Here is a 3,439-nt window from a genome sequence, read left to right on the forward strand (position 1 = left end):
ATTTATTTTCAGAGGCATCTTTTTTGATGCGTTAATTTTGTTTAATTCGGTGAATAATAATACGGAAATATTCTTGTGTGGGATGGGTACGAATGAAATAAATAACCAATACAACATATTTATTCTAAACGCTTTGAAAATAATAAACTCAATCATCACAATGTCACGTAAAAAATTGACCAGACGATGACGAGCGGGCCATGACTGACCCGCATAGTGCCAGCGTACCGGCTTACTCCGCTAACCGTTGTTGTGCCCATGCCAGCCCGGAATGATAGACTTCCGGCAGCAACGGCGTCAGTGCCTGCAGCGTCTGATTCAAACGTGCGGTATCCGGATGTGTGAGATTCAGGTGTCCCACCTTGCGTCCCGGACGCACCTCTTTCTCATACCAATGCAGATGCACCAGCGGCAGCGTCAGCCAGTCGATGTTCACATCCGTGCCGATCAGGTTGACCATCACTGCAGGGCTGGCGACCACCGGAGGCGGCAGCGGTAGATCGAGGATCGCGCGCAGATGCAGTTCGAACTGGCTGATGGACGCGCCGTTTTGCGTCCAGTGGCCGCTGTTGTGTACGCGCGGCGCCAGTTCGTTGATGAGCAGGCGATCACCCACCACAAAGCACTCCATGGCCATGACGCCCACGTAACTCAGGCGATGCATGATTGACGACAGCATTTGCTCCGCCTGCTGTTGTAGTTGTGCTTGCGGTTGCGGCAGCGCCACACTGCTTCGCAGGATGCCATCTTCATGCAGGTTGTGAGTCAGCGGATAGAATACGCAGTCACCCTGTGTGCTGCGTGCGCCAACCAGCGACACTTCGCCGGAAAAAGCGATGCCCTGTTCGACAATGCAGTCACCGTAACACTCAGCCGGCAGGCTGTGCTCTTCGCCGGGGCGGATACGCCACTGGCCACGACCATCGTAACCGCCGACGCGGCGTTTAACGATTGCCAGCTCGCCCAGTGAGGCGAATACCTCAGTCCATTGTTGTGCCGAGGCCAGCAACTGCCAGGGCGCGGTAGCCAGACCCAGTTCATCCAGCAGCTGCTTTTGAGTGTAGCGATCAGCCAGACGTGGAAAGATATCACGGTTGACGAAGGCAGAATGCTGCGCCAACTGGCGGGTCAACGCCGTTTCCGGCCAGCGTTCGATTTCCGCCGTGATGACGCTGTGATGCACCGGAACCGATTCCGGTGCAGCATCCAGCCCAACCGGATAAACAGCGATGCCGAGCGGTTCGCCGGCCTGACGCAGCATACGGCCTAATTGACCGTTACCCAGTACGCAAACCGGTTTCATGACTGTTCCCTCGGGTCCGGATTATTCAGCACGTCGTCGGTCTGTGCCTGACGCCAGGCCGCCAGACGCGAAGCCAGATCACTATCGTGGCGCGCCAGAATCTGTGCGGCCAGCAGAGCGGCGTTAGCGGCGCCCGCTTTGCCGATGGCTAAGGTGCCGACGGGAATGCCGCGTGGCATCTGCACGATAGAATAAAGGCTGTCAACGCCGCTTAACGCCGCGCTCTGCACCGGAACGCCCAGCACTGGCACCAGCGTTTTGGCCGCCAGCATACCCGGCAGGTGAGCGGCGCCGCCCGCACCGGCAATAATGACGTCAAAGCCATTCTGGTCCGCCTGTTCGGCGAAGCTGAACAGTTTGTCCGGCGTGCGGTGCGCGGAAACCACTTCAACGTGATAAGGCAGATTCAGTGTAGTGAGGATCTCTGCAGCAAACTGCATGGTGGCCCAGTCACTCTTTGAACCCATGACAATAGCGATTTTCGCCGGGGCAGCGTTGGATGACATGCCTGTAATGCTCCTGTGGTTTGCATGACGGTGGTGATTCATGTCGATGACGGGCAATGACGGTAATGGTTCATGGTGCGGTCATTGCTCGGTGCAACGGCGACCTGAAGCCAGAGCCACAGGCCGCGAGGGCGTAGAGCATACCATGAGCCAGAAGGGAGGAAAACGGTTGCGTGGCGATGAAATGGGCCACTGATGAGGAAAATCAGTGTAAAGACAGCGTTACAATGGAAATGAAATCAGGCGGATATCACCCGCAGTCACTGCCAGCATAGACCCTTCCTGATGCCAGGCGCCCAGCACTGCACGTTCGGCGCATACACCAGCTTCGTCAATCGCGTGAATCGCCGGGCGGTGAGTGTGGCCGTGGATCATCAGTGTGGCCTGATGGTGGTGCAGACGCGCAATCACTTCATCCGCGTTGACATCCATAATAGCCATGGATTTGTGCTGGTTGGCCTGCTGGCTGGCGGCACGCATACGGGCGGCAATGCGCAGACGAAAAGACAACGGCAACCACAGGAAAAGCCGCTGGATGAACGGGTTATGCACTTTGCGACGAAAGTGTTGATAGGCGTGATCGTCGGTGCACAGGGTATCGCCGTGCAACAGCAGTGTGCGGCGACCGTACAGGTCAAGCACCGTTTCTGTGGCGAGCAATTGCAGACCGCTCTGGTGGGCGAAACGCCTACCGAGTAGAAAATCGCGGTTGCCGTGGGCGAAATAGCAAGGCACGCCGCTATCGGCCAGTGTCTTGAGCGCCGTTGCGACGGCTGCGTGCAGCGGGGCCGGGTCGTCGTCGCCAATCCAGGCGTCGAACAGATCGCCGAGAATGTAGAGCGCGTCGGCGCCGGGCGCATCTTCATGCAGAAAACGCAGAAAACCGGCGGTGATCGCCGGTTCCTGTTCGCTCAGATGCAGATCGCTAATAAACAGCGTGGTCATGCCGAAGGCGTTACTCGCTAACGGTTACGCTGGTGACGATCACGTCTTCTTTCGGTACATCCTGATGCATACCGCTGCGACCGGTGGACACCGCCTTAATCTTATCGACCACGTCCATGCCTTCCACTACTTCGGCGAATACACAGTAACCCCAGCCGTTCACGGTTTCAGATTTGAAATTCAGGAAATCGTTATCCACCACGTTGATGAAGAACTGGGCGGTGGCTGAATGCGGGTCATTGGTACGCGCCATCGCCAGTGTGCCACGGTTGTTGGCCAGGCCATTGTTCGCTTCGTTTTTGATCGGCGCATGGGTGTCTTTCTGGCTCATTCCGGGTTCAAAACCACCACCCTGGATCATGAAGCCATTGATTACACGGTGAAAAATCGTGTTATTGTAAAAACCGCTGCGGCAGTAGTTCAGGAAATTTTCCACGGTAACCGGGGCTTTTTCCGCAAAGGTATTGATGACGATGTCGCCGTGGTTAGTATGAAACGTAATCATAGAGAAACCTTACTTAGCCATAGTACACAGAATGATGAGAGATATTCACCGAGGCGCCAAGCCGCCAAGAGCGCTCTTATAACATAAGTGAATGGCTGAGTCAGCACAGGGTGAAGCTGGTAACAAAATGAGGAAAAGTTTACGGAGTTAAATTCAAATAAATTCATTAAGATTATAATA

General features: G+C 55.4%; 5 protein-coding genes. 1 reads left to right on the forward strand and 4 read right to left on the reverse strand.

All coding sequences use genetic code 11. The features are described from left to right. Positions 1-232: 232 nt before the first annotated feature. Both purK and purE read right to left on the reverse strand, forming a co-directional pair. Complete coding sequence (gene purK, locus Dpoa2040_RS07010) at positions 233-1,303, reverse strand: 5-(carboxyamino)imidazole ribonucleotide synthase (RefSeq protein WP_168640814.1); 1,071 nt, start codon at positions 1,301-1,303, stop codon at positions 233-235. Continuing rightward, positions 1,300-1,809: a 5-(carboxyamino)imidazole ribonucleotide mutase gene (gene purE / locus Dpoa2040_RS07015; RefSeq protein WP_042871980.1), complete on the reverse strand. Its 510-nt coding sequence runs from the start codon at positions 1,807-1,809 to the stop codon at positions 1,300-1,302. The genes purK and purE overlap by 4 nt, the downstream gene beginning before the upstream one ends. Positions 1,810-1,849: 40 nt before the next feature. Here purE and Dpoa2040_RS07020 point away from each other — a divergent pair, with 40 nt between their 5' ends. Beyond that, entirely contained in the window at positions 1,850-2,005 is a 156-nt protein-coding gene (locus Dpoa2040_RS07020) for a hypothetical protein (protein ID WP_168640815.1), read from the forward strand. A gap of 26 nt (positions 2,006-2,031) precedes the next feature. On the opposite strand, the gene lpxH is transcribed toward Dpoa2040_RS07020, so the two are convergent. Together lpxH and ppiB are read right to left on the reverse strand one after the other, a co-directional pair. Continuing rightward, on the reverse strand, positions 2,032-2,754 hold the full coding sequence (gene lpxH / locus Dpoa2040_RS07025) for a UDP-2,3-diacylglucosamine diphosphatase (protein ID WP_042871978.1): 723 nt from the start codon (positions 2,752-2,754) through the stop codon (positions 2,032-2,034). 10 nt (positions 2,755-2,764) lie between these two features. Next, positions 2,765-3,259, reverse strand: a complete 495-nt coding sequence (gene ppiB / locus Dpoa2040_RS07030) for a peptidylprolyl isomerase B (RefSeq protein WP_042871976.1) — start codon at positions 3,257-3,259, stop codon at positions 2,765-2,767. Between the last annotated feature and the right edge of the window lie 180 nt (positions 3,260-3,439).

This window comes from Dickeya sp. CFBP 2040 (assembly GCF_012273755.1).
Lineage (GTDB): Bacteria > Pseudomonadota > Gammaproteobacteria > Enterobacterales > Enterobacteriaceae > Dickeya > Dickeya poaceiphila.